The following is a 26,681-nucleotide window of genomic DNA, read 5'->3' on the forward strand; positions in this document are numbered from 1 at the left end:
CTCTATGGCTCAGGTTTCCCTCAAAAAACTCGTCAAGCGCTATGGCGCCCTGGAAATCGTCCACGGGATCGATCTCGACATCGCGGACAAGGAGTTCATTGCACTCGTCGGTCCCTCGGGCTGCGGCAAGTCGACGACGTTACGCATGATCGCCGGCCTGGAAGAGGTTTCCGGCGGCACGATCGAGATCGGCGATACCGTCGTCAACGACCTGCCGCCGCGCGACCGCAACATCTCCATGGTGTTCCAGTCCTATGCGCTCTATCCGCATATGACCGTGCGCGAGAACATGGGCTTCTCCCTGAAGATCGCCAAGCAGCCGCAGGCGGAGATCGACAAGCGCGTCAACGAGGCCGCCGCCATCCTCAGCCTCGAAGCCCTCATGGATCGTCGCCCGGCACAGCTTTCCGGCGGTCAGCGCCAGCGCGTCGCCATGGGCCGCGCCATCGTGCGCCAGCCGGAAGTCTTCCTCTTTGACGAGCCGCTGTCGAACCTCGATGCCAAGCTGCGTACGCAGATGCGCACCGAAATCAAGAAACTGCATGCCAAGGTGCAGTCGACGGTGGTCTACGTCACGCACGACCAGGTGGAAGCCATGACGCTGGCGGACCGTATCGTCATCATGCGCGACGGACATATCGAGCAGGTCGGCACGCCGGATGAAGTGTTCAAGCGCCCTGCCACGCGCTTTGTCGCCGGCTTTATCGGCTCGCCGCCGATGAATATCGAAGAAGCGACGCTGAAGGCGGGAGAACTGGTGTTCAAGAACGGCGACCGGCTGCCATTGCCCGGCCAATTTGCCGGCAAGGTCAATGAAGGCGAAACGGTCGCCTTCGGCCTGCGGCCCGACGATATCTTCCCGACAGGACACGGCCTGCATTCGGGCGCGGAATCGGCCGTTTACGAGCTGACATTGCCGGTCGCCATCACCGAGCCACTCGGCAACGAAACGCTCGTCTTCGTCGAATTCGCGGGACGGGAATGGGTGTCGCGCATGCTCAATCCGCGCTCTCTGAAGAGCGGGGAACAGCTGAAAATGAGCTTCGACCTCAGTCAGGCGCACCTCTTCTCCGTCGAAACCGGCAAGAGCCTGGCAAATTAAGGATCCGACCCGTGGCACGTATCGAGAAAATAGAACTGCGCATGGTCGACCTGCCGCCGAAGGTGAAGCGGACGGATGCGATCCAAAGCTTCGTTAGCCAGGAAACGCCGATCGTCACCATCACCGATAGCGACGGCGCCGTCGGCACCGGCTACAGTTACACCATCGGCACCGGCGGCTCGTCTGTCATGCGGTTGCTCTCCGACCATCTGGTGCCGCTTCTGATCGGTGAGGACGCAGATCGCATCGAAGCGATCTGGCATAAACTCGAATTCGCCACCCATGCGACGACCATCGGGCCGATCACCGCATTGGCGCTCGCTGCCGTCGACACGGCATTGTGGGACCTGCGGGCCAAGAAGCAGGGCCTGCCGCTCTGGAAGCTGGCCGGCGGCGCTAGGGATCGCTGCCCGCTCTACACGACAGAGGGCGGTTGGCTGCATATCGAGAAGGAAGCTTTGGTCGAGGACGCCTTGCAGGCGAAGGCCAAAGGCTTTTCCGGCTCGAAGGTGAAGATCGGCAAGCCGCACGGCTCGGAAGATTACGACCGGCTTGCGGCGATGCGTCTGGCGCTCGGCTCCGGCTTCGAGATCATGACTGACTGCAATCAAGGCTTTACCGTCGATGAGGCGATCCGCCGGGCGGCACGGCTGAAGGAACTGGATCTCGCCTGGATCGAGGAGCCGCTGCCGGCCGACGATCTCGATGGCCATATCCGGTTGACGCGGTCGACGCCGACGCCGATCGCGGTCGGCGAATCCATGTATTCGATCCGGCATTTCCGTGAATATATGCAGAAGGGCGCTTGCTCGATCGTGCAGGTCGACGTCGCCCGCATCGGCGGCATCACACCCTGGCTGAAGGTGGCGCATGCGGCCGAAGCTTTCGATATTCCGGTTTGCCCGCACTTCCTGATGGAGCTGCATGTCAGCCTCACCTGCGCGGTGCCGAACGGCAAATATGTCGAATATATCCCGCAGCTCGATGACCTCACCACCAAGGGCATGGAGATCGTCGACGGTAAGGCGCTTGCGCCCTCCGAGCCCGGCATCGGCATCGCCTGGGATTGGGAAGCGGTGAAGGCGCGCTCGATCGGCGAATTCACCCGGGAAATCCACGACTGAGGAGGACTAACCATGCAGCGGATGGGAATGGTGATCGGCCTGGAGCCGGCCAAGATCGCGGAGTACAAGGCGCTTCATGCGGCGGTGTGGCCCGAGATCCTGGCGCTGATCTCCGAGTGCAACATCACCAACTATTCGATCTTCCTGAAAGAGCCGGAAAACCTGCTCTTCGGCTATTGGGAATATGTCGGCACGGATTTCGAGGCCGACATGCGCAAGATGGCCGCAAGCCCGAAGAACCAGGAATGGTGGTCGGTTTGTATACCCTGCCAGAAACCGCTCGAGACCCGCAAGGAGGGCGAGTGGTGGGCCATGATGGAGGAGGTGTTTCACCTTGACTAGAGATTGGAATAGGGCGGACTGCGGAGCATTCACCTCCCCCTTGAGGGGGGAGGTCGCGCGGAATGTGCGGGTGGGGGTGGCCACCTCAGCGCATAGCGCTGCCGTTTTCGCGCGAGGAGGGATCACCCCACCCCGGACCTTTAGTCCGACCCTCCCCCTCAAGGGGAGGGTGTCATGACCTTCGATCCCACATCCCTTCGCCAATGGTGGCCCAAGCCATCAAATCCCCGCCCGATCGTAATCTTCGGTGCCGGCAGTATCGTCGGCGACGCGCATCTTCCGGCCTACAAGCAAGCTGGCTTCCCGGTTGCCGGTCTCTACGATCCGAATGTTGAAAAAGCGGCGGCGCTGGCTGCTCAATGGGGTATTCGCGCCTTTGCCTCCGAGGCTGAGGCATTGGCAGTCGAGAACGCCATTTTCGATCTCGCGACACCACCGGCTGCCCATGCGCCGATCCTGTCGAAATTGCCGCGCGGCTCGTTCGCGCTGATCCAGAAACCGATGGGCAGCGATCTCGCCGGCGCCTCCGACATTCTGCGGGTCTGCCGCGAGCGAGACATCAAGGCGGCCGTCAATTTCCAGCTCCGCTTCGCGCCGATGATGCTGGCGCTCTACGATGCCGTTAAGAAGGGCTATCTCGGCGAGGTCGTCGATTTCGATGCCTGGTTGGCGCTTGCCACACCCTGGGGGGTGTGGCCCTTCCTGAAAGGCTTGCCGCGGATCGAGATCGCCATGCACTCGATCCATTATCTCGATTTCGTTCGCGGACTGCTCGGCAATCCTCAAGGGGTTCATGCCAAGACCATCGGCCATCCCAATCACGAAGTCGCCCAGACCCGGACGGCGGCGATCCTCGACTATGGCGACAAGGTGCGCTGCGTGCTCTCGGTCAATCACGACCATGATTTCGGCCGCAAGTTCCAGGCCTGCGAGTTTCGCATCGCCGGCACCAAGGGCGCCGCCTATATCAAGCTCGGCGTCAATCTCGACTATCCGCGTGGCGAGCCGGACGAGCTCTGGATCCGCCCCGAAGGCGGCAGCGATTGGGTCGAGGTCAAGTTGGAAGGCGCCTGGTTCCCGGACGCCTTCGTCAACCGCATGGCAAACCTGCAGCGTTTCGCATCCGGCGAAGATCAGGAGTTGATCGGCTCCGTTGAGGATGCCTGGCAGACCATGGCCCTCGTCGAGGCCGCTTATCGGTCGAGCGCCGCGCCGGCGACGCCGATTGCAGAACTTCCGAAGGCTTGAGGAATGGCAGAACAGACCATCTATTTCGAAGACTACGAACTCGGCCATGTCAGGGTGACCACCGGACGGACGATCACCGAGACCGATTTCGTCGTTCATGCCGGTCACACAGGCGATTTCTTCCCGCATCATATGGACGCGGAATTCGCCAAGACCTTGCCCGGCGGCCAGCGCATTGCGCATGGCACGATGATCTTTGCGATCGGCGTCGGCCTCACGGCTTCGCTGATCAATCCCGTCGCCTTTTCCTATGGTTACGACCGGCTGCGCTTCGTCCGCCCGGTACATATCGGCGATACGATCCGCACGCGCGTTACCATTTCGGCGAAGGAGGACGATCCGAAGCGTCCGGCGTCCGGCCGTGTTGTCGAGCGCTGTGAGGTGCTGAACCAGCGCAACGAAGTCGTGCTTGCCGCCGATCATATCCTGGTCGTCGAGCGCAAAACCGGCGCGGAGAAGGCATGATGGTGAAGCTCCCCATGACGAAACTTAAGGGAATGACGTGGTCGCATCCTCGCGGCTACGATCCGATGGTCGCCTGCTCGAAGCAATGGCAGGAAAAGACCGGCGTCGAGATCAGTTGGGAAAAGCGCTCGCTGCAGGATTTCGAGACCTTTCCGGTGGAAGAGCTCGCCGCCCAATACGACCTCATCGTCATCGATCACCCGCATGTTGGCCAGATCACGCGCGAGAACTGCCTGCTGCCGCTCGATGATGCTGCTCATGCTGATGAACTTGCGGCGATCGCGGCGGGCACGGTCGGACGCTCCTATCCGAGCTACAATTGGCAGGGGCGCCAGTGGGCCTTTCCGCTCGATGCGGCGACGCAGGTGCAAGCCTATCGGCCGGATCAACTGAGCGCGCCGGTCAAGGATCTCTCTGAGTTCGTGATGCTCGCCAAGGAGGGCAGGGCGATCCTGCCGATGCGGCCGCCGCACTCGCTGATGACCTTCATCACGCTGGCTGCCCATCTCGGCACGCCCTGCAGCGTCCAAGGCCCGGATTTCATCGCCAAAGCGGATGGCGAAGCAGTGCTTGACAGGATAGAGCGGCTCGTCGCGGGCATGGATGTCAGCTGCTACGAGATGGATCCGATCGCCGTGCTTGACGTGATGGGTAAGCCCGGCAGCCCCTATGTGGCGTCGCCCTTCATCTATGGCTACGTGAATTATTCCTTTGAAGGCTTCAGACAGGCGCGGATTGCCTTTGCGGATATGCCTGTCATCGATGGCCGCGCCCCGAATGGCTCAGCGCTGGGCGGTACGGGCATTGCCGTCTCGGCACGTACGCAGGCTCCTGAAGAGGCAAAGGCCTTTGCCCGTTGGATCGCCGGCGGGCCGGTGCAAGCGGGCATTTATGCAAATGGAAACGGTCAGCCGGGCCATGCCGACGCCTGGGTCAGCGATGCGGTCAATGCACCGGCGCTCGACTTTTACCGCAACACGCGCGCCACCTTGAAGGGTGCCTATGTACGGCCGCGGCATGACGGCTACATGGCATTTCAAAGCGACGCATCCGAGATGATTAGCGATGGACTGCGAAGCGGCGAGCGGCATACAGTCCTCATCGATAGGCTGAACCGCCGCTTCGCGCAGTCCTTCGAAGCATAAGCGCGAGGCTGCGCCAACTGATTGTTATTGCTTGATCTTGTCCACGTTAGTGGCCATGCGGCCGAGATGGATGGGATCATAGTTCCCGAAGAAAGGATCAGAATCATGGGTCACGGGTTGGAAGGCAAGAAGGTCGTCATCACGGCGGCAGGGCAGGGCATCGGCCGGGCATCGGCAGAGCGCTTCATCTCGCTTGGCGCACATGTCTACGCCACCGATATCAACGAGCAGACGCTTTCCACGCTTGATGGCGCCACCAAGCATGTGTTGAACGTGCTCGACAGTGCCGCCGTCAAGGCCTACGCCGACGAGATTGGCCCAATCGATGTGCTCTTCAATTGCGCCGGTTTCGTCCATGCCGGCACGATCCTCGACTGCGAGGAGAAGGACTGGGATTTCTCCTTCAACCTCAATGCCAAGGCGATGTACGTGACGTGCCGCACCTTCCTGCCGGGCATGCTGGAGAAGGGCAAGGGTTCGATCGTCAATATGGCTTCGGTCGCATCCAGTGTGAAGGGCGTGCCCAATCGCTTCGCTTATTGCGCTTCCAAGGCCGCCGTCATCGGGCTCACCAAATCGATCGCCGCAGATTTCGTTGCCAAGGGTATCCGCGCCAACGCCATTTGCCCCGGCACCGTCGACAGCCCCTCGCTCCATGATCGGTTGCGGGCAACCGGCGACTACGACAAGGCAATGAAAGACTTTATCGCCCGGCAGCCGATGGGCCGCATCGCGACTGCAGAAGAGATCGCCGCGCTGGTGACCTATCTCGCCGGCGACGAGGCGGGCTTCACGACAGGCCAGACGCACGTCATCGACGGCGGCTGGACGGGCTGAGGTTTCTTTCCATGACGCAAAAGGCCCCGTATTGCGGGGCCTTCTCTTATTTGCCACTCTCGTCGGCGAGTCGGTTTCCGACAGGCAATCTGCAATAGGGAGAGCGGCATGGATGTACATGGACAATTGCGTCATTCCAGATGGCTGGTCTTCTGGCGCAAGCATCATGTGATCGTGCTTTCCGTGCTCGCCGGTATTGCCGTCTTCTTGCTTCTGACATCGCGTGCCTTCAACGCCGGCAATCTTCTGATTGCATGGGATACGACTGCGGTCGTCTTTATCGTCTACAGCCTCATTCGAATGCTGACGGCCGATGCGCAGCGCATCCGCAAGCGCTCCGCCGACCTCGATTTCTCGGATGGGTTTCTGCTGTTCCTGTCGATCGCAGCGGCACTTGCGAGCATCGGCGGCATCGCGCTCGATCTGCTGGGGGTCAAGGATGCCCCGCCGGAAGTCGCCTTTTTCCGCGTGATGATGGCGATCGTGACGATTCTGATCTCATGGAGCTTCCTGCACACGCTGTTCACCATCCATTATGCGCACCGGTTCTACAGCACTCCCGGCAAGGGGCAGGGGCTGAAATTCGCCGAGCCGGTGGAGGAGCCGATCTATTGGGACTTCCTCTACTTCTCCTTCACCATCGGTGTAGCCGCGCAGACCGCCGATATCGGCATTTCCACCGTTTCGATGCGTAAGCTGGCGCTTTTGCACGCCATCCTGTCTTTCCTGTTCAACACAACGATTCTGGCGCTCGCCATAAATGTCGGGGCAAGCCTGATCTAGGCTCGCCCCGAAAGCGACCGGTGGCTGATCTCGTCAAAGGGCGGCGTTGCCGGCCATGACGGCCAGGATCAGGAACACCAGGAAGATGATCAGGAAGATGGCGAACAGAACGCGTGCAATGGTTGCTGTTGCCGCTGATACGCCCGAAAAGCCGAAAAAGCCGCTGACCAGCGAAATCACAAAGAAAATGAGAGCCCATTTCAGCATTAGCAATCTCCTCTGCGTTGTACTTCTTGAAGACGCGGGAGGAGGGTGAATTGTTCCGATGGCGTTTCGATTAAGGCCCGATTCTGCTGGTTAAGGCTGGATCGGGCCTCGTTCACATTGGGGCTTGCCGGCCCTTCGCATGGCTCAGGGCGTTCGGCGCTGTAATCGATCCACTGGATCGATTTCTTCGGCTACGCCGAACCGCACCTCACCCATGATTGATCATCACATGCCGCACGGCGGTATAATCTTCGATCGCGTAGACTGACATATCCTTGCCGTAGCCGGATTGCTTCAGGCCGCCATGCGGCATTTCGTTGACCAGCATGAAATGGGTGTTGATCCAGGTGCAGCCATATTGCAGGCGGGCGGCCGTCTGCATGCCGCGGCTGATGTCTTTGGTCCAAACCGAGGAGGCGAGGCCGTAGTCGCTATCATTGGCCCAGGTGACGGCGTCGTCGGGGTTGGTGAAGCGCGTTACGGAGACAACGGGGCCGAAGACTTCGCGGCGGACAATCTCGTCGTCCTGTGTGGCGCCGGCGACGACCGTCGGGGCGTAGAAAAAGCCGCGTTCGCCGGAGATCTTGCCGCCGGTGGTGATTTCCATGTGTTTGTGTTCGGCGGCGCGGGTAACGAAACTTTCGACGCGGTCGCGCTGCCGCTTGGAGATCAGCGGGCCGATTTCGTTTTCGGTATCGTCGGCAAGGTTGAACTTGATGCTGGAGACGGCGGACGTCAAATCGGCAACGAAATTGTCGTAGACCTTGGCGTCGGCATAGATGCGGCAGGCGGCGGTGCAATCCTGGCCGGCATTGTAATAGCCGAAGGTGCGGATGCCTGACACGACGGCGTCGATATCGGCATCGTCGAAGACGATGACGGGGGCCTTGCCACCGAGTTCGAGATGCGTGCGCTTCACGGTCTTGGCTGCGGCCTGCAAGACCTTCTTGCCGGTGGCAACGTCGCCGGTGATGGAAACCATGCTGATCTTCGGGTGGTTGATCAGCGCGTTGCCGACGCTCTCGCCGCGGCCGAGGATGACGTTGACGACGCCTTCCGGCAGGACATCCGCCAACAGCTTTGCCATCTTCAGCGCCGTCAATGGCGTCTGCTCGGAGGGCTTGAAGACGACGGTGTTGCCGCCTGATATCGCCGGCGCCAGCTTCCAGGCCATCATCATCATCGGATAGTTCCAGGGCGCGATGGAGCCGACGATGCCGATCGGATCGCGGCGGATCATCGAGGTATGTCCGGGCAGATACTCGCCGGCGACCGGGCCGTGCAGGTTGCGCACCGCGCCGGCAAAGAAGCGGTAGCAGTCGACGATTGCCGGAATCTCATCATTGAGCACGGCGTTGATCGGCTTGCCGCAATTCAGCGCCTCAAGCGCCGCGAAGCCTTGGGCATCCCGCTCGATGGCATCGGCGATCTTGAGGAGATAGGTCGAGCGCTGACTGGGTGTGGTCTGCGACCAGCTCTTGAAGGCTTTTTCCGCGGCGTCGACGGCGGCATCGATCTGGCCGAGGGAAGCCTCTGGCAGACTGAGCACGGCCTCGCCGGTCTTCGGGTTAAGAACGCGTTCCTCCGTTTCGGTGCCGGCTTCGAAGCGGGAGCCGATCAGCATCTGGGTATCCATTATTCTCTCCCTTTTATTTGCCGCTGCCGGCGATCTGGTCGCCGTCGCGGGTAAGATAGTAGGCTGCCAGGATCGGCAGGAAGGTGACAAGCACGACGACCATGGCGACGACGTTGGTAACGGGTCGTTGGCGCGGGCGAATGAGTTCCTCAAGCATCCAGATCGGTAGCGTCATCTGCTGGCCGCCGGTGAAGGTGGTGACGATGACCTCGTCAAAGGACAGCGCGAAGGCGAGCATGCCACCGGCAAGCAGCGCCGTGCCGATATTGGGCAGGACGACATGGCGGAAGGTCTGGAAGCCATCGGCGCCAAGATCCATCGACGCCTCGATCAGCGAGCCGGAGGTACGACGGAAACGGGCGACGGCATTGTTATAGACCACGACGACACAGAAGGTCGCATGGCCGAGAACGATCGTCCAGACCGAGAACGGGATATCGAACAGGCTAAAGGCGGAGCGCAGCGCGATGCCGGTGATGATGCCGGGAAGCGCGATCGGCAGGATAACCAGCAGCGAGATCGCCTCGCGGCCGAAGAACTTCGTCTGGCTGACGGCGGCGGCGCAGAGCGTGCCGAGCAGCAGAGCGATCGCGGTTGCTATGGTTGCCACCTGGACGGAGAGCGCCAGCGAAGACCAGATGTCCGGCCGGTTCCAGGCAATGCCGAACCATTGCAGCGTGAAGCCCGGCGGCGGCCACTGGTAGCTCTTTTCTTCCGTCGTGAAGGCATAGACGAAGATCAGCAGGATCGGCAGGTGCAGGAAGAGCAGGCCACCGGCGGCTGCGGCTTTCAGCGGAAAGGAGGCGCGTTGGCCACGATCAGAGCGCATCGAAAGCTCCCTGCTTTTTGGCGATCCAGAGATAGAAGGCCATGATGACGATGGGCACGACCGAGAAGGCGGCGGCGAGCGGCACGTTGCCGGCCGTGCCCTGCTGTGCATAGACAGCCTGGCCGATGAAGAGGCGCGAGGAACCGACGATCTGCGGGATGATGTAATCGCCCAAGGTCAGCGAGAAGGTGAAGATGGAGCCGGCGACGACGCCGGGCAGCGCGAGCGGCAACAGCACCGTGCGGAAAGTCTGGTTCGGCGTGGCGCCCAAGTCCGACGAGGCTTCCAGCAGATTCGCCGGCACGCGCTCGAGAGCGGCTTGGGTTGGCAGGATCATGTAGGGCAGCCAGATATAGACGAAGACAAGGAAGGTGCCGATATAGCTGACCGACAGCGAGTTGCCGCCGATGACGGGCAGGGTGAGCACGCCGTCGAGCAGCCAGCCGAGATGCAGCTTGGCGAAGATCCAGGTGAGGATGCCTTCCTTGGCGAGGATCAGCTTCCAGGCATAGACCTTCACAAGATAGCTCGACCACAGCGGCAGCATGATGCCGAGATAGAACAGGGCCTTCCATTTGCCCTGCGCATAGCGGGCGGCATAGTAGGCGATGGGGAAGGCGACCAGGGCCGAGGCGATGGTGACGAGTGCGGCCATGACCACCGTGCGCACGATGATGTCGAAATTCGTCGAATTCAGCAGCTGCGCATAGGTCGAGAGCGTGAATTCGTAGTTCACCAACCCCGAGAAATCGTCGATCGAGAAGAAGCTCTGCAGCAGCAGCGCGATCAGCGAGCCGATATAGATGACGCCGAGCCAGAGCAGCGGCGGCGTCAGCATCAAGAACAGGAGCAGCTTCGGGCGGCGCCAGAAGAGATCAGAGAGGCGGCCGAAGATACCGCCGCGGCGCGGCAGGATCGAGGCCGGCACTTGGCTCGACGAGGTGGGGAAGGCTGCGGCGTTCATGCGGCGTCATCCATGTAGTGCACATCCGCCGGCAGCCATGCGAGGCGGACGGATGCGCCGGTATCCGGGGCCGATTGCCCGGCGGGCACGGTCACATGCAGGCGGGCGCCATTCGCTTCGACCGAGAGGCGGGTAGCGGCACCGAGAAAGCTCGTCGCTTTCACGGTCGCCGCCACGCCGCTCTCCTCAGTCAACCGGATGGCTTCGGGGCGCAGGCTGGCCCAGCGCCGCTCGCCGCCGAGCGACGACATGGTTTCGGGGGCGATAACGTTCGAAGAGCCGACGAAATCGGCGACGAAGCGGGTCTTCGGTCGTTGATAGATATCGTGCGGCGTGCCCTGCTGCACGATGCGGCCGTCGTTGAAGACGGCGACGCGGTCGGCCATGGAAAGCGCCTCGCCCTGATCGTGGGTGACGAAGACGAAGGTGATGCCGAGTGCCCGCTGCAGGCTTTTCAGCTCCTCCTGCATCTGCTCGCGCAGTTTCAGGTCGAGAGCGCCGAGCGGCTCATCGAGCAGCAGTACCTTCGGCTTGTTGACCAGAGCGCGGGCGAGCGCCACGCGCTGGCGCTGGCCGCCGGAGAGCTGGCCGGGGCGGCGGGCGCCATAGCCGGGCATTTTAACCAGTTCCAGCGCCTGTTCGGCGGCACGCACTCTTTCGGTCTTGCCGACACCCTTGACCATCAGCCCATAGGCGACGTTGTCGAGGATGTTGAGATGCGGAAACAGCGCATAATCCTGGAAGACGGTGTTGACGTTGCGCCTATAGGGCGGCACGCCTTCGGCAGTCTCGCCGAAGATCTCGATATGGCCGCCCGTCGGCTGCTCGAAGCCGGCGATCAGCCTGAGGCAGGTGGTCTTGCCGGAACCGGAAGGGCCGAGCATGGCGAAGAATTCGCCGGGCGCGATCTCCAGATCGACACGGTCCACGGCGCGGACCTGGCCGAAATGGCGCGACACCTGCTGGAAACGAACGGCGTTCATTGGTTTCTCCAGGGATATGCAATGTGTTTGAAACGATGTCAGCCGGACCGGATCAGTATCTGGTCTGCTGTGGGAGCCGGCGCATCAGCGTGCCGGCAGGGTCGCCGCTCCGCACTCGGAGTGGCGAAGGCCAGTGTCGGCGCCTTATCTGCCGCCGATCACGCCGATATAGTCGGAGACCCAGCGATGATAGGGCACGCATTCGCTCTGGCTGGTGCACTTGGCGACGGGGGTCTTCCAGAACTTGATCTTGTCGAAGTGGTCGTAGCCGTTGGTGGCGCAACCGCTGTCGGTCAGGAGTTCATCGCCCTTGCAGGCTGCCGGAACGGAAGGCACGGCGCCGAACCAGGCGGCGGCATCGCCCTGCACCTTGGCCTGCAGCGAGTGTTCCAGCCACATATAGGCGCAGTTCGGATGTTCGCTATCGGCATGCAGCATGGTGGTATCGGCCCAGCCCGTCGTTCCCTCGTCGGGGAAGGTGGAGGCGATCTTCTGCTTGTCGGCCTGCAGTAGGTTCACCTGGAACGGCCAGGAGCCGGAGGCAACGACGCCTTCGTTCTTGAAGTCATCCGTCTGGATCATGGCGTCATGCCAGTAGCGACTGACGATCTTGCGCTGGCCCCGCAGCAGTTCGAGGGCGGCCTTGTACTGATCTTCGTTGAGCTCGTAAGGGTCCTTGATGCCGAGTTCGGGCTTGTGGGCCATGAGGTAGAGGGCAGCATCGGCAATATAGATCGGACCGTCATAGGCCTGCACGCGGCCCTTGTTGGACTTGCCATCAGGCAGCGTCGTTTCTTCGAAGACGACATTCCAGCTCTTCGGCGCCTGGCCCTTGAAGGCATCGGTGCTGTACATCAATACGTTCGGCCCCCAGAGATAGGGGACGCCGTAATGGACGCCGTTGACCGTGTGCCAGGGGGCATTCTTCAGCCGGTCGTCGAGGTTCTTCCAGCTCGGGATCAGATCGGTATTGATCGGCTGGACGCGTTTACCGGCCACGAGGCGCAGCGATGCGTCGCCGGATGCGGTCACGAGGTCGAAGCCGCCTTCATTCATCAGCGCGACCATTTCATCCGATGTCGCAGCGGTCTTGACGCTGACCTTGCAGCCGGTTTCCTTCTCGAAACCTGTGACCCAGTCATAGTTTTTGTCGCTTTCGCCGCGCTCGATATAGCCGGCCCATGCGACGATGCTGACGGCACCTTCGCCCTTACCGAGCGTTTTCAGTGGCTCGGCGGCAATGACCTGCGTGGCAAAACTTAAGCATGCGAGTGCAGCCGTGCATGATTTCAGCAGATGCTTCATCGGACTCTCCCGGTTTTTGAGCCTTGATATTATAGAGCCAGTGTCTGGCTTCTTGTTCCCGGAAGAAAAGGTGGCGCGATTTCGCCGCATTCGCAAATTCATTTATCAGAAAGGTGATATCGGAAATTCCGATTTCTAGCTGCTGACCGCGCGAGATCGAAGGCGTCAGGCTGCAGATCTCCGGCTTTCATCAGGTGCTGCAGCGTGTAGGAAATGGAAAGCGCGTCATCGAGCGCATCATGACCCCGGAGCGGTGGATGCTGCACGCCATAGTAGTCCGCAAGCTTGTTGCTCGGCGTTCTGGCCAGATCTTCAATAGGCATTCCCGCTGCCAGCAGGAGCTTTACGGCATTGTCGAAACGATGCGCCGGAATGGAGGGCTGAATTCCGGCAACATAGCAGCTGATTGCCATCATATTCAGCTCGTCCTTGCCCCAGGACCAGAAGCGGGCGCCGTCTGAGAACCGATCAAGGTCGGCGAGGGCATCCGACAACGAGACTCCCTCCGACCTGATGTTCTCCTCGGTAATGCCGGTGAGGGCGGTGAAGAACGGGTCGAGTCCATATTGATCGCCGAACCTGTCGATGGGGCGAATATAGGCCTTGTAAGTGTCTAGGATCGGGAAATCGCCTCCAAGGGCAAGCCTGACGGCGCCGACCTGGGTGACGACCGGATCGGGATCATGGGCGGCGCACCAGAATCGGCGTTGCGACCCTTCGAGGCAAAGGAATTCGCAGTCAAATATGATGGCGGTCTTCACGTCTGGCTCCTTCCCATTTAACAAATCTAAGATTGCATTTGGTGCAAGACGCAAGATGGTAGCCTCAGCTACCGCTGCCGCCCCGTACGCATGCTTTCGGCGACGCCGACGAAGTCGCGCGCGGCCTGCGGCAGGCTCGATCCCTTGCGCCAGACCATGCCGACCTGCACAACAGGGAGAGAGCCAGAGACGTCGCGGCTCTCGATGCGGTCGCCTTCCAGAGACCAAGGGCGATAGACCAGGTCGGGCAGTAGCGCCACACCCGCTCCGGTTGCGACGAGGCTGCGTACCGCTTCGACCGAACGCGTGCGGAAGGCGACGTGAGGACGGGCGCCCAGTGCCGTCAAAAGCTTGCCGGTATTTTCCTCGATTTCGTCGATGGTCAGCATGATCAGCGGTTCGCGGCTGATGTCGGCGACGCTGATGATGTCAGCGGAGACGAGGGGATGGCCCATCGGCAGCCAGAGGCGATAGGGCGAGGTCTCGAGGATCTCGGCCTGCAGCGCCATACGGTCGCGAAGGTTTGAGATGACCATGACGGCGACATCGAGTTCGCCACCAACCAGAAGATGTTCCAGATAGCCGCCATTGTCTTCGATGGCGCTGACTTCGACGCCGGGGCAGGCGCGGCGGTAGCGTGCCAGAAGATCGGACAGCACATAGCCGGCGACAAGCGATGTCACGCCGATATTCAGCGTACCGCCGGACTCGTTCCGTTTGCCGGAAAAGCTCGTGCGCGCGTCGGAAACCGTCGCGAGAATCTTCGTTGCATGGCGTAGGAACTGGTGGCCGTTATGGGTGATGGACAGTCCGCGCGGGTGGCGCTCGAACAGTTCCACACCAAGGTCGCTCTCCAGTTCTTTCAGCGCTTCGGTGACCGAGGATTGCGAGATAGACAGATTCTGCGCCGCCCTGGTCACGGAACCCTGTTCCGCGACGGCAACGAAGTATTGCAACTGTCTCAAGGTGAAGGCCATGAAAAGGTTAGAGCATGGCAGCGGCAGGGAAAGCAAGCGCTCGCCATAGCTGTGAACGTTCGGACCTTTTTTGGTAAAGTCGCGGCGAAGGACGTAAGTTTCGCCTCCGTTTTAAGTATTCCGAAACGCCAAATCCCTAACGTGAGGGTTGATCATCTTTATCGCCTTGGAGTGGTCTATGCTGGAGCAGTTGGCGTGAGCGCCTTACTGCATATTTTCCGGATGCCCCGGAAGTTAGTCGTCATGATCGGCGGGGTGGCCTTTCTCATAGGCTGCTCCGGCGTTTTGGCGATCTATTTCGGCAAGGACAGGCTCCTCGGCCTCGCATCTGCTTCCCCCAACGGGTTGCAGTGTATCGACATCAATCTCGTTACCATCCGCAAGGACAATCGGTTCTGGGTGCGCAAATATATCCGCACCAATCCGACCGATGGCGTGACCCGTGTGACGACAGCGTTGCGTGTCGCCAAGGCGGTCTATCAGGAGCAGAAGCCGGATCTCGTGCAGGTTGTGGTTCTCGACGAGAACGGGCCAACGTTGCGTTCCGATATTCGCGGTCGCGCTCTGGGCGCCGATGTCGTCTATGTGCCACATCCGGAAAAGCTTGCCGACGGCAGCACGGAGACTCCGGTGACGGCGCGCTACTACGACGGCGGCGCCAGCACGGCCGGCCTGTTCTACGGGGAGCAGATCACCATGCTGCCACGGGATATCGATACCGCCATTGCCGGATTGAAGGACCTTAGCGATTGCGACAATGCTCTGGCGGCAGACGCCAGTGCCGGCGACGCCAAGAAGGACAAGCTCAAGGCCGCGATCGCTGCGGAAGAGAAGGCGGCTGCGAAGCAGGCAAAGGAGCAGGACAACACGCCTTCTCCGCCCGAGCCGAAATCGACGGGCAATGTGCGGCCCGGATATGACCGGAATGGCGAATTCATTGGTGCCGATGCGGCCATGGACGAAAAAGGCCCGTCGGCGGAGCTGGATCCGACGATGACGGGCGCTGCGGACCGGCGGTCGCCAGTCACGAACTGATTAGCGTGGGCCTTGCGCCGCCGGGCGGAAGGCCAGCGCGCTCAATCCGCCAGATGTTTTTCGCCGATCGCCTGGTAAAGCGCGAAGAGCGCCTCGTGAACTTCGCCGGCGAGACGGTAGAATTCGGGATTGGCGAGGATCGCCGGGTGTAGCAGCAACTGATCGTCGGTCATGTCGAGCATGACCGACGCCGTATGCATTGCCTCGTGGCAACCGAACGTTCCCGGTGCGTATTGCGACAGATCGATGTCGCCCATCTCGGCCAGATCGGCCAACCGCTGCTGTTCGCGGTCGGCATCTGCAGCTGATGTCTCATTATCCGTCATGGTGCGCACCTTTATGCTCGGGGAGCGAGTTTGTCTCAGTCTGCCTTGTTGCGGCGTGCCGGGAACAGGATGATGTCACGGATCGACGGTGAGTTGGTCAACAGCATGATGAGACGATCGACGCCGATGCCGAGACCGCCTGCCGGAGGCATGCCCTGGTCAATGGCGTCGAGGAATTCCTCGTCAAGCTGCTTTTCCTTTTCGCCGCGCGCATGCGCCTGCTGAAGCTGCTCGACCATGCGGGCGCGCTGCTCTTCCGGATCGTTGAGTTCCGAGAAGGCGTTGCCGAGTTCCCAGGCATTGCAATAGGTCTCGAAACGTTCAACGAGGCGCGGCTCGCCGGGCACTTCCTTGGCGAAAGGCGAGATGTCCTTCGGGAAGTGGGTGACGTGTGCCGGCTGGATCAGCGTGCCCTCGACCTTCTCTTCGAAGATGAAGGCAAGGCATTCGCCCCAGGTTGCGTCCTTCTCGACGGCAAAGCCGGCCGCCTTGGCGGCGGCGCGGGCTTCCTCGTCGGTCTTGATCGCCAGGAAGTCAATACCGGTCGCTTCCTTGACGGCGTCAGGCATCGGCACGCGGCGGAACGGGCCCTTGAAGGAGATCTGCTTGTCGCCGAAGGCGAATTCGGTGCTGCCGTGGATCGACATGGCGAGCGTCGAGAACAGCCGCTCGACGAGATCCATGATGTCCTCGTAGTCGGCATAGGCCCAATAACACTCCATCATCGTGAATTCTGGATTGTGTCGGGTGGAAACGCCTTCGTTGCGGAAATTGCGATTGATCTCGAACACCTTGTCGGTGAGGCCCGAAACCAGCGTGCGCTTCAGGAACAGTTCCGGCGCGATGCGCAGGAACATGTCGAGCTTCAGCGTGTTGTGATGCGTCTTGAACGGCTCGGCGGTGGCGCCGCCATAGACCGAATGCAGCATCGGCGTCTCGACTTCCATGAAGCCGTCATTTTCCATGAAGCGACGGATGCCGGAAACGATGCGGCTGCGCTGCTGGAAGCGGAGTTTCGATTCCTCGTTGGTCATGATGTCGAGATGGCGCTTGCGATAGCGCAGCTCGATATCGGACAGGCCGTGCCACTTTTCCGGCATCGGCAGCAGCGACTTGGTCAGCATGGTGATCTGCTGAGCGTTGATCGTCAGCTCGCCGCGCTTGGTGCGGCGTACAAGGCCGGTCACGCCGATGATGTCGCCGATATCGATCATAGGCAGCAGGGAGCGGGCCTCTTCCGAGGTCACGTCCTTGTGGCTGAAGATCTGGATCTTGGCCGAGGCGTCATGGATATCCATGAACATGCCGGAATTGCGCGAGGAGTAGACGCGGCCGGCAACGGTGACGACGTCGGTCGTTTCGGTGTCCGGCTCAAGGCCTTCGTACTTCGCGGCCAGTTCGGCATTGGTCAGCGTGCGGTGGAAATGCGCGGGATAGACGTCGCCGATCTGCTCACGCAGCAGCTGCAGCTTCTGACGGCGGACTTCCGTTGCGTCTGAGGAAAGGGCGGATGTTTCGGTCTTGTCGTTCATGGTTCTAAGTCCGTTCAATTCTTCGGGCCGACGAGGGTCGCAACGGTCTGGGCTGCAAGCTTCAGCCGCTGGCGCACGACGGAACGGCCGAGAATGGCCATGCTGTCGAACAGCGGCAGCGAGCGCGAGGAGCCCGACATGGCGACGAAGAGAGGTGCTACGATGACCTTCAGCTTCTTGCCCATGCGGTCGGCGATGGCGCGCAGCTCGACTTCGATGGTCTCGACATTCCATTCGAGGATCTTTTCGAGGTCCGGCTGCACGGTGTTCAGGATGTCAAGCAGTTCTTCCGGCGTCGACTTGATCTTGGCGAAGGCCGAGGGATCGAGGTTGAGGTCGGACTTGAACAGGAAGCCGGCGAGGTCGGGCAGTTCACCGAGCTTGGTGATGCGCGACTGCGATAGCTTCAAGCCTTCTTTCAGGCGGTCGTTTTCCATCGCCCAGGTCAGGACGCGATGCTGGAATTCCTCTTCCGAGAGCTTCTCGCGGATCCAGCGGCCGTTCAGCCAATCGAGTTTCTGGATGTCGAAGATCGCGCCGGCCTTGGAGAGATTTTCCGGGTCGAACTTTTCGGCAAGCTCGTCCATGGTCAGGAGCTCTTCGCCCTCAGCGATCTGGATGAAGAACAGGCCGAGGAAGTTCATCAGCGCCTCGGGGATGTAGCCGAGAGCTGTGTAATAGGAAATCGACGTCGGGTTCTTGCGTTTCGACAGTTTCGATTTGTCGGCATTGCGCATCAGCGACAGATGCATGAATACCGGCGGCTCCAGGCCGAGATAGCGATAGATCAGGATGTGCTTCGGCACCGAGGCGAGCCATTCTTCGCCGCGAGCCACATGGGTGATCTTCATCAGATGGTCGTCGACGACGTTGGCCATATGATAGGTCGGCATGCCGTCCGCCTTCAGCAGAACCTGCATATCGACGGCATCCCACGGAATCTCGACGTCGCCATAGACGCCGTCATGGAACTTGCAGGTGCCTTCGGTCGGGATCTTCATGCGCACGACATGCGGCTCGCCTGCTGCAACGCGCGTGGTGACTTCCTCGGCCGAGAGGTTCAAACAGTGGCCGTCATACTTTGGCGGCAGGCCGGCGGCACGCTGCGCCTCGCGCATCTTTTCCAGGCGCTCCGGCGTGCAGAAGCAGCGGAAACCGTGGCCGGCATCGACGATCTTCTCGACGTAAGGCCTGTAGATGTCCTTGCGGTCGCTCTGACGGTAGGGGCCGTAAGGGCCACCGATATCGGGGCCTTCGGACCATTTGAGGCCACACCATTTCAGCGCATCCAGCACCTTGGTCTCGAATTCCGGGGTGGAGCGGGTTGCGTCGGTGTCCTCGATGCGCAGGATGAACTCGCCGCCGTGTTTCTTGGCGAAGAGATAGTTGAACAGCGCAATATAGGCAGTGCCGACATGCGGCTCGCCGGTGGGGGAGGGTGCGATGCGGACGCGAACGCCTGAAGTGGTCATCTTGTTTGCCCGTCATAATGGGCCGGGCCGCGCTCGGGACGAGCACCGTCCAGCCGAAGATGTGTGTCTGGATCAGGAAACCTGCCGGAAAAGGGCGTCTTGCCGCTCCCATTCCGCGTTTTCCGTATGGCTGGCTTAGGCCATATTCAAGGGGTGTCGTCAAGGGAAACTGCGCTGCAAGGCCACTGCGACGGGTTGACTGGCACCGGGCCGCATCGATTTGACCCGATCTCCCAATTTCATGAGGTCTCTTTACGCTTCGTAAGGCTATCGAAACAAAAGCGGACAAGCTGACGAATTTGATTTGCAATTTTCGAGCTAGTTGCGAAATAGGCCTTCAATCGTTCACCGCGAGGAAGCAATGAAGAAATTGATCTTGAGCCTTTTGTTGACAGCCGCCATGTCCGATGTGGCCGCAGCACAATCGACCATCACGCGTGACGGCTCGGCGAAGCTGATCGAATCCTATCGCGCCTATATCGGCAGCGACGACCTCTACAATTCCAAGGGCGAGCGATTGACGGCGCCCTGGCAGATCATCCGGCAGGATCGTGCCAACTATCACGCCTATCGCCGCCGCGACCGTGGCGACCAGGGGGACAGCTTCTTTTCGCTGCCGACAAACCGGGCGAAGCTCGAAGAGATGCTGGCGAACGGCAACATCGCCGACGACGCCGGGAACCTCATCGTTCGCGGCAATGTCTGGGTGAAAGTCGATATCTATGGACGCGGCGATGTCAGCGAATATGTCGACATCCACGTTCAGGACTGATCGGACAGGCGTATTTCCAGGAAAGTGCGTAGCGGTTTTCCGTTCGGAATGCGCGAAAACGTTCCAAAGCCGCACCTGTTTCAGAGTGCGGCTTTATCGGTCAATGGCCGCCGGATGCCTTTTCCCGCCGGTTGCGCGCCAGCATGTTGAGCACCTCCACGAGCGCAGAGAAGGCCATGGCGGCGTAGATATAGCCCTTCGGAACATGCACACCCATGCCTTCGGCGATCAGCGTCGTGCCGATCATCAGCAGGAAGGCGAGCGCCAGCATGACGATGCTCGGGTTTTTCTCGATGAAATTGGCGAGCGGGTTTGCGGCGACCAGCATGACGGTGACGGCGGCGATCACCGCAATGAACATGATCGGCAGGTGCGGCGTCATGCCGACGGCTGTGATGATGCTGTCGATCGAGAAGACGAGGTCGAGCAGCAGGATCTGGCCGATGGCGGCGGCAAAGGTCGATGTCGTCGACTTGGCGATGAAATCCTCGCCCTGTTCCTGCGGATCGACGTTGTGATGGATCTCCTTCGTCGCCTTCCACACAAGGAAAAGGCCGCCGCCGATGAGGATCATGTCCTTCCAGGAAAAACCCTGGCCAAAGATCTCGAAGACGGGGGTCGTCAGCTGGACGATCCAGGCGACGGTGCCGAGTAGGGCGAGGCGCATGACAAGGGCAAGGCCGATGCCGATCTTGCGAGCTCGGTCGCGATGTTCGACGGGCAGCTTGTTGGTCAGGATCGAGATGAAGATGAGGTTGTCGATGCCAAGCACCACCTCCATGACCACGAGCGTGACGAGCGCAACCCACGCGCTCGGATCCTGTATAAGCCCAACGATGTTCATGGACGATTTCCCCTTGCCAGCTTTTTTATCGGCGCGGCCGATGCTGACCCCCAGCCCCGGCCTTCCAGAATGGCCGTAATGTAAGGAGTGCCGTCTTCGGTACAAGCGCCGACGCCATTTTCGTGGCGGCGGCGCAGTGCTTATGCTTTCAGGGGGATCCAGATTTCGGTCACGCCCGAGCCGGTGCGCGGATCGAACCGATCATCATAGCGTTCCATCATGTCGGGTGTTCCGCCATGCTCATGGCCCGATTGCGGAAGCCATTCGCCGAAGATCTGGTGCACCGTGGCCGTAATGCCTGAGATATGGCCGCGATGGGCAAAGACAGCATAGCGTTGCTGCGGCAGCCTCGTTGTCGTGAAGCCTTCGGGAAGATTGTCGGCCTCGCTGACTTCGACGGCAGACATATAGCGAAAGCCTTCGACGCCCTCATCTGCAGGCGTGCAGACGCCATAGGCGACATTGCCCACTTGGCCGGGGATGTGGCCATAGTGCTGGTTGAACTTCTGCCACAGCGAAGGGATCGCCTGCGTGGCTTCATGGGCGTAGGTTTCCGCAAAGCCGGCAAGCAGCATTGCGGGATAGGTCTCGAAGCGTGGGGCTTCGAGCTTGGGGAGGCGGGTGTCGTCCATTCTGATCGGCTCCTGTAGAGCGAGGTTGCGAACGTGCCCCTGTTTGCGCAGGCTTTCCGGCGTCATGCCGAACTGCTCGCGAAAGGCACGGGTGAAGGCCTCGTGCGAGCCGTAGCCGGCATCGAGGGCAACCTGGAGAATGGTGGAAGAGTTGTCGATCAGCGCCAAAGCCGCGCCGCTGAGACGGCGGCTCCTGATATAGCCGCTGATCGAATGGCCCGTCGTCATGCCGAAGACGCGCGACAGATGATAGCGTGAAAGCCCCGCCGTCGCGGCGATCTCATCGAGCGAGATGTCGGACGTGAAATGGCTTTCGATGAACCATATCGCTCTGCCGATCGCGCTCATACTTAACTCCCCTGGTTGCCGGACCAGTCATAGGCGCCTGGCCGGCGCGATGCTTGATCACCATTGCGGAGTTGGGGGATGCTCCGCATGTCGGCAACCGGGTGCTCTGTCAGGTGCGATCCCGCCGTTCGGTGCCGTAGGCTGCGAGGAAGACCCGCACGGCGCCGCGCACGACATAATCGATTTCGTCCGGGGAAGGAGGGACTTCCATGTCGCCGAACAGCCGCAGCTTGAAGTAGCCACCACTGGCCATCTCAAGGAATTGGCGCGCGGCCAGATCGTAATCCTCTATCTCCACGGCGCCTGCGTCGGCCTTGCGCTCCAGAAAGCCGCGGAGCACGGTGCGCAGATTGTCTGGGCCGGTGAAGAAGCGTTGACAGAGAGACGGCATGCGCTCGCGCACGCCAACGACCGTTCGCATGGCGCTGATGGTCTTGTCGGACGTGACGTGCGTCGCGAAAACCTTGCCGAATTCAAGAAGGCTTGACGAAATATCGGCGTTATCGACAAGAGCGGCACGCACGATTTCGACGAAATGCGCACGTTCGCTATTTACGATGGCGGCGAACAGATCTTCCTTATTGGCGAAATAGACGTATAAGGTGCCCTTGGAAACGCCGGCCTCACGAGTGACGTCGTTCATACTCGCCGCATCGAAGCCCATTTTCATAAAGACGCGTTTGGCGCCCTCGAGAATTTGATGGCGTTTGGCTGGGTCCTCGCCGGCGGCCCATCGTCCACCGGATGCAGGTGCGGGCGCGTTCAATACGACGGCATTTTGCGATTCGTGTTTCATCGTCTCCTTCTTCGATCCGTTTTTTCTGAATCTTAAACAGATTCGCCAAATAAATCGAACCGCGCGGTTCGATATCTCTTGATATGGAATCTAAAACGCTCTATGTCAATTGAACTGAACCGTTCGGTTCGATTATTTTTACCAAGATTTTCGGTGGTAGGGCAATGTCGTCAAGTCATGGAAACAATGTAGCGCGCATCGTGAATGAGCCCGCTGAAGCCGAAGCGGACGCTCGGGAGGCCGGTGCATCCGCAGATGCTCCAGTCGCCGAAACGCGCGGCAACCCCGCCCCCGCCCAGGCTGCGCCGGCATCTCCGGCCCCCGCGGCCCCACCGCCGCCGGAAAAGAAGCGGCGCAGCCTGGTTATGCCCATCATCGTCGTTCTGGCGCTGGCTGGCGGCGGCTGGTACGGTTACGACTGGTGGACGAACGGCCGCTTCATGGTCTCCACCGACGACGCCTATATCGGCGGCGATATCGCCACGATCTCGCCGAAGGTGACGGGTTATGTCGCCAAGGTGAACGTCGTTGCCAACCAGACGGTCAAGGCCGGCGACGTGCTCGCCGTGCTCGACGACGGCGACTACAAGCTGGCGCTGGAACAGGCGCAGGCTTCGTACGACACCGAACAGCTCTCGCTCCATACCATCGATGCACAGATCGCTGCCGGCCAGGCCGCTCTTGCCCAGTCGCAGGCCCAGAAGGTTGCCCTCGACGCCACGGTCCGTGGCGCCCAGATCACCCAGACGCGCGCTGCTGAGCTGCAAGCCAAGTCGGTCGGCACCACGGCCGCCTTGGATAGCGCCAATATCGCGCTCGACCAAGCCAAGGCCAACCTGGTCGGCGGCGATGCCGCCATCGCTTCGGCGCAGGCCAACATCAACCTGCTGCAGGCGCAGCGCCGTCAGGCCGAAAGCACGATCAAGGGTCTCGCTGCTGCCCGTGACAAGGCTGCTCGCGACCTATCCTTCACCGTGCTGAAGGCGCCCTATGACGGTATCGTCGGCAACCGCTCGGTTCAGGAAGGCGATCTCGTCTCTCCCGGGCAGAAGCTGATGGCGATCGTCCCGACCAAGCAACTCTATATCGACGCGAACTTCAAGGAAACGCAGATCCAGCATCTGGTTCCCGGTTCCAAGGTCAACGTCCACGTCGATGCCTTCAGCGATCATCCGATCGTCGGCACAGTTCAGTCGATCTCGCCGGCTTCCGGCTCGGTCTTCTCGTTGCTGCCGCCGGAAAACGCGACGGGCAACTTCACCAAGATCATCCAGCGCGTGCCTGTGCGCATCGCATTGCCGCAGGATGCGCTCAATACCGGTCGTCTGCGCGCAGGCCTCAGCGTCGTCGTTGACGTCGATACCCGCACGGCGCCGGACAAGTAAGCGATCAAGCTCGGGAGAGACGCGCCATGTCGTCCGCCAGCACTACAGCCGGGTCGCCTCTGCGCGCTGCCGGCCCCGCCGCGCCTGCGGCTGATCATATCGACAAGAAAAAGCTCATCGCCTTCCTGGCGATGGTGCTCGGCATGTTCATGTCGATCCTCGACATTCAGATCGTTTCGGCGTCGCTCAGCGAAATCCAGGCCGGCCTTAGTGCCGGCTCGGATGAAATCGGTTGGGTGCAGACGGCCTACCTGATTGCCGAAGTCATCATGATCCCGCTGTCGGGAACGCTGGCGCGCATCATTTCCACGCGCTACCTCTTCGCGATCTCGGCCGCCGGCTTCACCGCAGCGAGCGCCCTTGCAGCGACCGCCACCAACATCGATCAGATGATCGTCTACCGCGCGCTTCAGGGCTTCATCGGCGGCGGCATGATCCCCTCGGTCTTTGCCGCGGCATTCACAATCTTCCCGCCATCCAAGCGCAACGTCGTTTCGCCGATCATCGGCCTGATCGCCACACTAGCACCGACCATCGGCCCGACCGTCGGCGGTTACCTTTCCAACGCCTTCTCCTGGCACTGGCTATTCCTGGTCAATATTCCGCCCGGTATCGTCGTTGCCATCGTCACTTGGAATTTCATCGACTTCGACAAGCCCGAACTGTCGCTGATGAAGAAGTTCGACTGGTGGGGCCTGTTCTCGATGGGCGTTTTCCTCGGCGCACTGGAATATGTGCTCGAGGAAGGCAACACGAACGACTGGTTCAACGACAACTATATCGTTATCGGCGCCATCGCCTCCGCCGTCGCTGCGATAGTTTTTTTCTATCGGGCATTTACGGTCGAATTCCCGGTGGTGGATCTTAGAGCCTTTGCGAACAAGAACTTCGCTTTCGGATCGATGTTCTCCTTCGTGATGGGTATTGGTCTTTATGGTCTGACTTATATCTATCCGCTCTTTCTCGCGCGCATTCGTGGCTACGATTCGCTGCAGATCGGCGAGACGATGTTCGTCTCGGGTCTCACCATGTTCTTCACGGCGCCGCTTGCCGGCTTTCTGGCGAGCCGGGTGGATCTGCGTATCCTGATGATCATCGGGTTCACCAGCTTCTCGGCCGGTACCTACATCATGATGCACCTGACGGTGGACTGGGACTTCTGGGAGCTGCTGATCCCGCAGATATTGCGCGGTTTCGGCCTGATGCTCTGCATGGTCCCGATCAACAACATTGCGCTCGGAACCATGCCTCCCGCCCGCATGCGCGGCGCGTCCGGCCTGTTCAATCTGACGCGTAACCTTGGCGGCGCCGTCGGCCTTGCGATCATCAATACTCTGCTGACGAACCGGCAGGATCAGCATTACTTCAACCTGCGCGACCACATCCACTGGGGCAGCCATGCAGCGGTTACCCAATTGAACAACATGGCCGCGAACTTCAACGCCTCCGGTCTCGACGGCCAGCAGGCTGCGCTGCGGCAGATGGTCAATATGACGACGCGGCAGGCGGTGATCATGTCGTTCGGCGACATCTTCCTGATGCTGACCGTGTTGTTCCTGGCGATGATCCTCGGCGTCCTCCTGCTCAGCAAGCCGAGCGTGCCGGGCAGTGGAGGCGGTGGCGGAGGCCACTAATCCAGATCTTTCAAAGAATGCTCCCAAGGCATGGCCCCTCTTCGTGAGGGGCCTTTTTTTATTCCGGTCACGGCCAGAAAATCGAAAGCGTGAAAATTTCTGATTTACGTACATCAGAAATCGCAGTAAGGGTTTGCCCAGGAGGAGCCGATGAGACCCACTGTGCATGACATCGCCGCTGCTGCAGGCGTCAGCCTTGCGACCGTTGACCGCGTCTTGAACCAGCGGCCCGGCGTACGACTGGTCACGCGCGAAAAGGTGGAGGAGGCCATTCGACAGATCGGCTACATCCGCGATGTCGCGGCCGCCAATCTGGCCAAGGGGCGCGTCTATCCACTCGTTTTCATCGTGCCGACAGGCGACAATTCCTTTATGCACGGTCTGCGTTCCGAGGTGCATCATGCGACCTTGCGGGCGGGCATGGAGCGTACGGATATCCGTATCATCGAAGTGCCGGCGTTCGACGTGCCGGCTCTTGTTGCAGCGCTTGATGCGTTGCAGGGGCAGGATATCGCCGGCGTCGCCCTGGTGGCGACCGATGCGCCGGAGGTGCGCGCCGTGGTCGACCGGCTCGTATCCGAGCGTATCCCTGTCGTCACGCTGGTTTCCGACCTCACCGATTCCACTCGGCATCACTATGCTGGCATCGACAATATCGCCGCTGGCCGTACCGCTGCCCGATTGCTCGGGCGCTTCCTCGGCGGCCGCGAAGGTGATCTCACGGTCCTCGCCGGCTCTATGCTGGTGCGCGACCACCGCGAGCGCCTGCAGGGTTTCTCGGCGGTAATGGCGGCAGAGTTTCCCAAGCTGCGCTTGCTACCCGTGCTCGAAGGGCGTGACGATCCCGAGCGCACCAAATCGCTTGTCTCCAAGGTGCTGTTCGAAAACAAAGATATCATCGGCATCTACAGCCTCGGTGCCGGTAATCGTGGTCTGATCGCGGCCTTGAGGGCCGTTCGGCCTGCGCGTGAGCTGACCGTGGTTGCGCATGAGCTGACGCAGCATACGCGGGCAGCGCTCATAGATGGCACGATCGATGCTGTCCTTAATCAGGATGCCGGTCATGAGGTGCGCAGCGCCATTCGCGTCATGAAGGCTACCGCCGACGGCCAAGCCGTGATCGCCGATCAAGAGCGCATACGTCTCGACATTTTCTTGAAAGACAATCTGCCCTGAACATTCGAAGGCGGCAGAGCA

The 26,681-nt window shown here is 60.7% G+C and carries 27 protein-coding genes; 13 read left to right on the forward strand and 14 right to left on the reverse strand.

What is annotated here, in order from left to right; translation table 11 throughout:
* Positions 1–4 precede the first annotated feature (4 nt).
* The 8 genes from GGD46_RS04840 (at position 5) to GGD46_RS04875 (ending at position 7,046) form a co-directional block, all read left to right on the forward strand.
* Positions 5–1,102, forward strand: a complete 1,098-nt coding sequence (locus tag GGD46_RS04840; protein WP_184702350.1) for an ABC transporter ATP-binding protein — start codon at positions 5–7, stop codon at positions 1,100–1,102.
* An 11-nt stretch (positions 1,103–1,113) separates the two neighbouring features.
* The gene (locus GGD46_RS04845) at positions 1,114–2,226 is read left to right on the forward strand and encodes a mandelate racemase/muconate lactonizing enzyme family protein (protein ID WP_184702352.1); all 1,113 of its coding nucleotides are present in this window, start codon (positions 1,114–1,116) and stop codon (positions 2,224–2,226) included.
* Positions 2,227–2,238: 12 nt separating this feature from the next.
* Positions 2,239–2,568 (forward strand): L-rhamnose mutarotase, encoded by a 330-nt coding sequence (locus GGD46_RS04850; protein ID WP_184702354.1) that lies wholly within the window; start codon positions 2,239–2,241, stop codon positions 2,566–2,568.
* 174 nt (positions 2,569–2,742) lie between these two features.
* Positions 2,743–3,816: a Gfo/Idh/MocA family protein gene (locus GGD46_RS04855; protein ID WP_184702356.1), complete on the forward strand. Its 1,074-nt coding sequence runs from the start codon at positions 2,743–2,745 to the stop codon at positions 3,814–3,816.
* Between the two features lie 3 nt (positions 3,817–3,819).
* The gene (locus GGD46_RS04860; RefSeq protein WP_184702358.1) at positions 3,820–4,281 is read left to right on the forward strand and encodes a MaoC/PaaZ C-terminal domain-containing protein; all 462 of its coding nucleotides are present in this window, start codon (positions 3,820–3,822) and stop codon (positions 4,279–4,281) included.
* 14 nt (positions 4,282–4,295) lie between these two features.
* Positions 4,296–5,426: an extracellular solute-binding protein gene (locus tag GGD46_RS04865; RefSeq protein ID WP_184702359.1), complete on the forward strand. Its 1,131-nt coding sequence runs from the start codon at positions 4,296–4,298 to the stop codon at positions 5,424–5,426.
* Between the two features lie 105 nt (positions 5,427–5,531).
* The gene (locus GGD46_RS04870; RefSeq protein WP_184702361.1) at positions 5,532–6,263 is read left to right on the forward strand and encodes an SDR family oxidoreductase; all 732 of its coding nucleotides are present in this window, start codon (positions 5,532–5,534) and stop codon (positions 6,261–6,263) included.
* Between the two features lie 108 nt (positions 6,264–6,371).
* Positions 6,372–7,046, forward strand: a complete 675-nt coding sequence (locus GGD46_RS04875) for a DUF1345 domain-containing protein (protein ID WP_184702363.1) — start codon at positions 6,372–6,374, stop codon at positions 7,044–7,046.
* A 33-nt stretch (positions 7,047–7,079) separates the two neighbouring features.
* On the opposite strand, the gene GGD46_RS04880 is transcribed toward GGD46_RS04875, so the two are convergent.
* The 8 genes from GGD46_RS04880 to GGD46_RS04915 form a co-directional block, all read right to left on the reverse strand.
* The gene (locus GGD46_RS04880; protein WP_184702365.1) at positions 7,080–7,253 is read right to left on the reverse strand and encodes a DUF1328 domain-containing protein; all 174 of its coding nucleotides are present in this window, start codon (positions 7,251–7,253) and stop codon (positions 7,080–7,082) included.
* Between the two features lie 208 nt (positions 7,254–7,461).
* The gene (locus GGD46_RS04885; RefSeq protein WP_184702367.1) at positions 7,462–8,889 is read right to left on the reverse strand and encodes a gamma-aminobutyraldehyde dehydrogenase; all 1,428 of its coding nucleotides are present in this window, start codon (positions 8,887–8,889) and stop codon (positions 7,462–7,464) included.
* A gap of 13 nt (positions 8,890–8,902) precedes the next feature.
* Complete coding sequence (locus GGD46_RS04890; protein ID WP_184702369.1) at positions 8,903–9,718, reverse strand: ABC transporter permease; 816 nt, start codon at positions 9,716–9,718, stop codon at positions 8,903–8,905.
* The gene (locus GGD46_RS04895) at positions 9,708–10,682 is read right to left on the reverse strand and encodes an ABC transporter permease (protein ID WP_184702371.1); all 975 of its coding nucleotides are present in this window, start codon (positions 10,680–10,682) and stop codon (positions 9,708–9,710) included. The genes GGD46_RS04890 and GGD46_RS04895 overlap by 11 nt, the downstream gene beginning before the upstream one ends.
* Entirely contained in the window at positions 10,679–11,665 is a 987-nt protein-coding gene (locus tag GGD46_RS04900) for an ABC transporter ATP-binding protein (protein WP_184702373.1), read from the reverse strand. The genes GGD46_RS04895 and GGD46_RS04900 overlap by 4 nt, the downstream gene beginning before the upstream one ends.
* A 144-nt stretch (positions 11,666–11,809) precedes the next feature.
* Positions 11,810–12,970, reverse strand: coding sequence for an ABC transporter substrate-binding protein (locus GGD46_RS04905; RefSeq protein WP_184702375.1), 1,161 nt, complete (start codon positions 12,968–12,970; stop codon positions 11,810–11,812).
* 98 nt (positions 12,971–13,068) lie between these two features.
* Positions 13,069–13,731, reverse strand: a complete 663-nt coding sequence (locus tag GGD46_RS04910) for a 3'-5' exonuclease (RefSeq protein ID WP_184702377.1) — start codon at positions 13,729–13,731, stop codon at positions 13,069–13,071.
* A 68-nt stretch (positions 13,732–13,799) separates the two neighbouring features.
* Positions 13,800–14,708: a LysR family transcriptional regulator gene (locus GGD46_RS04915; protein WP_184702379.1), complete on the reverse strand. Its 909-nt coding sequence runs from the start codon at positions 14,706–14,708 to the stop codon at positions 13,800–13,802.
* A gap of 222 nt (positions 14,709–14,930) precedes the next feature.
* Between GGD46_RS04915 and GGD46_RS04920 the strand changes: the two genes are divergently transcribed.
* On the forward strand, positions 14,931–15,743 hold the full coding sequence (locus GGD46_RS04920) for a hypothetical protein (protein ID WP_210325479.1): 813 nt from the start codon (positions 14,931–14,933) through the stop codon (positions 15,741–15,743).
* A 41-nt stretch (positions 15,744–15,784) separates the two neighbouring features.
* Here the strand turns inward: GGD46_RS04920 and GGD46_RS04925 are convergent, their stop codons facing one another.
* From GGD46_RS04925 to gltX, 3 genes are read right to left on the reverse strand one after another with little or no spacing between them, the layout of a single operon-like run.
* Entirely contained in the window at positions 15,785–16,069 is a 285-nt protein-coding gene (locus tag GGD46_RS04925; protein WP_184702383.1) for a hypothetical protein, read from the reverse strand.
* Between the two features lie 35 nt (positions 16,070–16,104).
* On the reverse strand, positions 16,105–17,601 hold the full coding sequence (gene lysS, locus GGD46_RS04930) for a lysine--tRNA ligase (RefSeq protein ID WP_184702385.1): 1,497 nt from the start codon (positions 17,599–17,601) through the stop codon (positions 16,105–16,107).
* Between the two features lie 14 nt (positions 17,602–17,615).
* On the reverse strand, positions 17,616–19,073 hold the full coding sequence (gene gltX, locus GGD46_RS04935) for a glutamate--tRNA ligase (RefSeq protein WP_184702387.1): 1,458 nt from the start codon (positions 19,071–19,073) through the stop codon (positions 17,616–17,618).
* Between the two features lie 361 nt (positions 19,074–19,434).
* Between gltX and GGD46_RS04940 the strand changes: the two genes are divergently transcribed.
* Complete coding sequence (locus GGD46_RS04940) at positions 19,435–19,845, forward strand: hypothetical protein (RefSeq protein ID WP_184702389.1); 411 nt, start codon at positions 19,435–19,437, stop codon at positions 19,843–19,845.
* Positions 19,846–19,945: 100 nt separating this feature from the next.
* Here the strand turns inward: GGD46_RS04940 and GGD46_RS04945 are convergent, their stop codons facing one another.
* The 3 genes from GGD46_RS04945 to GGD46_RS04955 form a co-directional block, all read right to left on the reverse strand.
* Positions 19,946–20,689, reverse strand: a complete 744-nt coding sequence (locus GGD46_RS04945) for a TerC family protein (protein WP_184702391.1) — start codon at positions 20,687–20,689, stop codon at positions 19,946–19,948.
* Positions 20,690–20,829: 140 nt separating this feature from the next.
* Positions 20,830–21,669: a GyrI-like domain-containing protein gene (locus GGD46_RS04950; protein WP_184702393.1), complete on the reverse strand. Its 840-nt coding sequence runs from the start codon at positions 21,667–21,669 to the stop codon at positions 20,830–20,832.
* 109 nt (positions 21,670–21,778) lie between these two features.
* Positions 21,779–22,465 (reverse strand): TetR/AcrR family transcriptional regulator, encoded by a 687-nt coding sequence (locus GGD46_RS04955; RefSeq protein ID WP_184702395.1) that lies wholly within the window; start codon positions 22,463–22,465, stop codon positions 21,779–21,781.
* Positions 22,466–22,629: 164 nt separating this feature from the next.
* Here GGD46_RS04955 and GGD46_RS04960 point away from each other — a divergent pair, with 164 nt between their 5' ends.
* The 3 genes from GGD46_RS04960 (at position 22,630) to GGD46_RS04970 (ending at position 26,660) form a co-directional block, all read left to right on the forward strand.
* Positions 22,630–23,850: an HlyD family secretion protein gene (locus GGD46_RS04960; protein ID WP_184702397.1), complete on the forward strand. Its 1,221-nt coding sequence runs from the start codon at positions 22,630–22,632 to the stop codon at positions 23,848–23,850.
* Positions 23,851–23,876: 26 nt separating this feature from the next.
* Complete coding sequence (locus GGD46_RS04965; protein WP_184702399.1) at positions 23,877–25,484, forward strand: DHA2 family efflux MFS transporter permease subunit; 1,608 nt, start codon at positions 23,877–23,879, stop codon at positions 25,482–25,484.
* A 150-nt stretch (positions 25,485–25,634) separates the two neighbouring features.
* Positions 25,635–26,660 carry a LacI family DNA-binding transcriptional regulator gene (locus GGD46_RS04970; RefSeq protein ID WP_184702401.1) on the forward strand — a complete coding sequence of 342 codons (1,026 nt, stop codon included), beginning with the start codon at positions 25,635–25,637 and terminating at the stop codon, positions 26,658–26,660.
* Positions 26,661–26,681 lie beyond the last annotated feature (21 nt).

It is taken from the genome of Martinezella lusitana, assembly GCF_014207095.1.
Classification (GTDB): Bacteria; Pseudomonadota; Alphaproteobacteria; order Rhizobiales; family Rhizobiaceae; genus Rhizobium; species Rhizobium lusitanum_B.

Excerpts from the sequence above, each read along its gene's own strand:
- GGD46_RS04950 (WP_184702393.1), bottom strand. The coding sequence starts at position 21,669 with ATGAGCGCGATCGGCAGAGCGATATGGTTCATCGAAAGCCATTTCACG.
- GGD46_RS04955 (WP_184702395.1), bottom strand. The coding sequence starts at position 22,465 with ATGAAACACGAATCGCAAAATGCCGTCGTATTGAACGCGCCCGCACCT.
- GGD46_RS04880 (WP_184702365.1), bottom strand. The coding sequence starts at position 7,253 with ATGCTGAAATGGGCTCTCATTTTCTTTGTGATTTCGCTGGTCAGCGGC.
- GGD46_RS04915 (WP_184702379.1), bottom strand. The coding sequence starts at position 14,708 with ATGGCCTTCACCTTGAGACAGTTGCAATACTTCGTTGCCGTCGCGGAA.
- gltX (WP_184702387.1), bottom strand. The coding sequence starts at position 19,073 with ATGACCACTTCAGGCGTTCGCGTCCGCATCGCACCCTCCCCCACCGGC.
- lysS (WP_184702385.1), bottom strand. The coding sequence starts at position 17,601 with ATGAACGACAAGACCGAAACATCCGCCCTTTCCTCAGACGCAACGGAA.
- GGD46_RS04890 (WP_184702369.1), bottom strand. The coding sequence starts at position 9,718 with ATGCGCTCTGATCGTGGCCAACGCGCCTCCTTTCCGCTGAAAGCCGCA.
- GGD46_RS04945 (WP_184702391.1), bottom strand. The coding sequence starts at position 20,689 with ATGAACATCGTTGGGCTTATACAGGATCCGAGCGCGTGGGTTGCGCTC.
- GGD46_RS04850 (WP_184702354.1), top strand. The coding sequence starts at position 2,239 with ATGCAGCGGATGGGAATGGTGATCGGCCTGGAGCCGGCCAAGATCGCG.
- GGD46_RS04960 (WP_184702397.1), top strand. The coding sequence starts at position 22,630 with ATGTCGTCAAGTCATGGAAACAATGTAGCGCGCATCGTGAATGAGCCC.
- GGD46_RS04865 (WP_184702359.1), top strand. The coding sequence starts at position 4,296 with ATGACGAAACTTAAGGGAATGACGTGGTCGCATCCTCGCGGCTACGAT.
- GGD46_RS04920 (WP_210325479.1), top strand. The coding sequence starts at position 14,931 with ATGCCCCGGAAGTTAGTCGTCATGATCGGCGGGGTGGCCTTTCTCATA.
- GGD46_RS04875 (WP_184702363.1), top strand. The coding sequence starts at position 6,372 with ATGGATGTACATGGACAATTGCGTCATTCCAGATGGCTGGTCTTCTGG.
- GGD46_RS04840 (WP_184702350.1), top strand. The coding sequence starts at position 5 with ATGGCTCAGGTTTCCCTCAAAAAACTCGTCAAGCGCTATGGCGCCCTG.
- GGD46_RS04860 (WP_184702358.1), top strand. The coding sequence starts at position 3,820 with ATGGCAGAACAGACCATCTATTTCGAAGACTACGAACTCGGCCATGTC.
- GGD46_RS04940 (WP_184702389.1), top strand. The coding sequence starts at position 19,435 with ATGAAGAAATTGATCTTGAGCCTTTTGTTGACAGCCGCCATGTCCGAT.
- GGD46_RS04925 (WP_184702383.1), bottom strand. The coding sequence starts at position 16,069 with ATGACGGATAATGAGACATCAGCTGCAGATGCCGACCGCGAACAGCAG.
- GGD46_RS04885 (WP_184702367.1), bottom strand. The coding sequence starts at position 8,889 with ATGGATACCCAGATGCTGATCGGCTCCCGCTTCGAAGCCGGCACCGAA.
- GGD46_RS04970 (WP_184702401.1), top strand. The coding sequence starts at position 25,635 with ATGAGACCCACTGTGCATGACATCGCCGCTGCTGCAGGCGTCAGCCTT.
- GGD46_RS04895 (WP_184702371.1), bottom strand. The coding sequence starts at position 10,682 with ATGAACGCCGCAGCCTTCCCCACCTCGTCGAGCCAAGTGCCGGCCTCG.
- GGD46_RS04900 (WP_184702373.1), bottom strand. The coding sequence starts at position 11,665 with ATGAACGCCGTTCGTTTCCAGCAGGTGTCGCGCCATTTCGGCCAGGTC.
- GGD46_RS04870 (WP_184702361.1), top strand. The coding sequence starts at position 5,532 with ATGGGTCACGGGTTGGAAGGCAAGAAGGTCGTCATCACGGCGGCAGGG.
- GGD46_RS04965 (WP_184702399.1), top strand. The coding sequence starts at position 23,877 with ATGTCGTCCGCCAGCACTACAGCCGGGTCGCCTCTGCGCGCTGCCGGC.
- GGD46_RS04905 (WP_184702375.1), bottom strand. The coding sequence starts at position 12,970 with ATGAAGCATCTGCTGAAATCATGCACGGCTGCACTCGCATGCTTAAGT.
- GGD46_RS04855 (WP_184702356.1), top strand. The coding sequence starts at position 2,743 with ATGACCTTCGATCCCACATCCCTTCGCCAATGGTGGCCCAAGCCATCA.